This window comes from Haladaptatus sp. (genome assembly GCF_049589095.1).
In the GTDB taxonomy this organism is placed as follows: domain Archaea; phylum Halobacteriota; class Halobacteria; order Halobacteriales; family Haladaptataceae; genus Haladaptatus.
Genome location: NZ_JBAWAC010000415.1, coordinates 1 through 2,341 on the forward strand (window position 1 = coordinate 1; position 2,341 = coordinate 2,341).

At 59.5% G+C, this 2,341-nt stretch carries 3 protein-coding genes; all 3 read left to right on the forward strand.

Features of this window, described 5'->3' with window-relative positions:
• Window positions 1-130: 130 nt before the first annotated feature.
• Genes WBV42_RS13085 through WBV42_RS13095 form a run of 3 tightly spaced genes read left to right on the forward strand, consistent with a single transcriptional unit; the run spans window position 131 to window position 2,061 of the window.
• Window positions 131-277, forward strand: a complete 147-nt coding sequence (locus tag WBV42_RS13085) for a DUF2080 family transposase-associated protein (RefSeq protein WP_332097962.1) — start codon at window positions 131-133, stop codon at window positions 275-277.
• Between the two features lie 3 nt (window positions 278-280).
• Complete coding sequence (locus WBV42_RS13090) at window positions 281-1,510, forward strand: RNA-guided endonuclease InsQ/TnpB family protein (RefSeq protein WP_423986418.1); 1,230 nt, start codon at window positions 281-283, stop codon at window positions 1,508-1,510.
• Between the two features lie 32 nt (window positions 1,511-1,542).
• On the forward strand, window positions 1,543-2,061 hold the full coding sequence (locus WBV42_RS13095; RefSeq protein WP_423986419.1) for a flavodoxin domain-containing protein: 519 nt from the start codon (window positions 1,543-1,545) through the stop codon (window positions 2,059-2,061).
• Window positions 2,062-2,341: the final 280 nt, after the last annotated feature.

Here is a 2,341-nt window from a genome sequence, read left to right on the forward strand (position 1 = left end):
GCTCTTGTGTGCGAACGAGACGCAACGCGTCTCGTCAACGCCGTCATCGTCTTTCGTCCGTGTGATATCGCCGGTCCGCAGGCCCACGCCACCGGTAGCTATCTGTTTCTACGTCGTGTAAACATTGGGAATGGATCGGTACGAGATCGAAGGACACGAAGTCCACGAATCCGAGGTCAAACCCACCGGCAACGGTGCTCACGTCCTCGTTCCGAAGCGATGGCGAGGTGCCACCGTCAAGGTCGTTCGCGTCACTGATCCATCCGATGACGAGTAGACTATGCGCTACAACTACAGGTATCGGCTCAAACCATCCGAGGAAGTCCACGAGCGGTTAGCGTGGACCGTCGATACCTGCCGGCAGGTCTACAACCACTTTCTTCACCGACTCAACCGAGTAGACGGCACGTCCGCCTACTCCGAACAGTCGCTCCTTCCCGACCTCAAACGCGAGTGGCCCGACCTGAAAGACGTTCACTCAAAAGTCCTTCAGAAAGTCGTACAACGTCTGTACGACAACCTCTCGACGCTGAAGGGGAGGAAGGACAACGGCTACCGCGTCGGCGAACTTCGATGGAAGGCCCCGCAGGAATATCGCTCGATCAAGTACAGCCAAACCGGCTTCAAGCTCAACATCACGAGCGGTCGGCCTGTACTCACTCTTTCCAAGATCGGCGACGTTCCGATGATCTACCACCGCGAGGTTCCCGACGACGCGACGATTAAGGAGGTCGTCGTGAAGCAGGAACCGACCGGCGAGTGGTTCGCCGTTCTTGGGATCGAAACCGAGGACGACGCGCCACCGAAGCCCGAGAACCCCGAAAAGTGCGTCGGGATCGACGTGGGTATCCTGAAGTACGCCCACGACTCCGACGGAACCGCCGTCGAAGGTCTCGATATCTCGGACGAACGCGAGCGGTTGGAACGCGCACAACGGAAGCTCTCGCGGAAGGACCACGGCTCGGCGAACTACTGCACACAACAGCGGGTCGTCGTCCAACGCCACGCCGACCTGAAGCGAAAGCGTCGGGACTTCCTTCACAAGCTCTCGGCGTACTACGCTCGGGAATACGACCTCGTTGCGGTCGAAGACCTCGATGCTAAGGGGCTGATGGAACTCCCATCGAACAGCCGAAATCGCGCCGGTGCAGCGTGGGGCACGTTCCTGCGAATGTTGGAGTACAAGTGCGACCGCGAGGGAACGCATTTCGTCGCCGTCGATCCAAGGGGAACGACAAAGGAATGTTCCCACTGCGGCGTTTCGACCGACAAGCCGTTGTGGGTGCGCGAACATTCGTGTCCCTCGTGCGGGTTCGAGGCGGACCGCGACCTCAACGCGGCGTACAACATCCGTTCACGCGGACTCTCCGAAGTAGGGGTGGTTCACCCCGATTCAATGCCTGCGGAGACTGCGCTCCCTGTGGGAACCGATTCGGTTCCTGCACAGCGCGTCATCGAAACAGGAAGCCCCGTCCTCAGCGAGGCCGAAAGGCCGAGCAGGGCGGGGTAGTTCACGGTACCGGTGAAGGACAAACCGCGAAGGTGGCTGATCGCATCGGCGACAGGCTCACCGCGAACGGTCACGAGACGATGACGGTCAATGTGAAGGAGATCAGCCCCGATCTCGATATCGACGACTTCGACGGCGTTCTGGTCGGCGCGTCGATCCATATGGGCAAACAACAAAAGGCAGTTCGTAAGTTCGGAAAGGCCAACCGCGATGTGTTGGTGCCGAAGCCAACTGGTTTCTTCCAGGTCTCCGGTGCGTCCGGAGAGGAGACCGAGGAGGGAGCAGCCGAGGCGGCTGGATACGTCGACGAATTCGTTGAAGCCACGGACTGGCGCCCTGACCGAATCGGCCTCTTTGGCGGTGCGCTACGATTCTCTGAGTACGGCTTCCTCATGCGAGCGCTGATGAAACGCATCACCAGGAAAGAGCACCCTGAGGTGGACACGTCAGGCGACGTCGAATTCACCGACTGGGAGTCGGTCGAGGCGTTCGCCGACGATTTCGCTGCGTTCGTCGAGGAGCGGTTCGACGAGTCGAGCGACACAAGCTGAGAGGTGTGGGTGTGGTAGTTTCATTCACACATCAACTCGACAGAGATACAAGACGAGCGCCTCGGGAGTTGACTCCAAGGCAGTTCTGCCGTATGAAGCTCGGTAGTGAACGAGTCATCCCTTTCCGGGTCTCTCGGGAAGGTTGCTCGTCGCACCGAATCGGGAAAGGACCCGCCGCGGGAGTTGACCCCTCGTGCTGCCCGTCACTCACCAGGCCACTCGGGTTCACGCTTATACAGAATCGAGGAGAATACCTGACCCTTTAGGGTCAGGATGAATC

What these genes read in the sequence shown, in the direction of transcription:
- WBV42_RS13085 (WP_332097962.1), top strand. Translation starts at nt 131, where the DNA reads ATGGATCGGTACGAGATCGAAGGACACGAAGTCCACGAATCCGAGGTC.
- WBV42_RS13090 (WP_423986418.1), top strand. Translation starts at nt 281, where the DNA reads ATGCGCTACAACTACAGGTATCGGCTCAAACCATCCGAGGAAGTCCAC.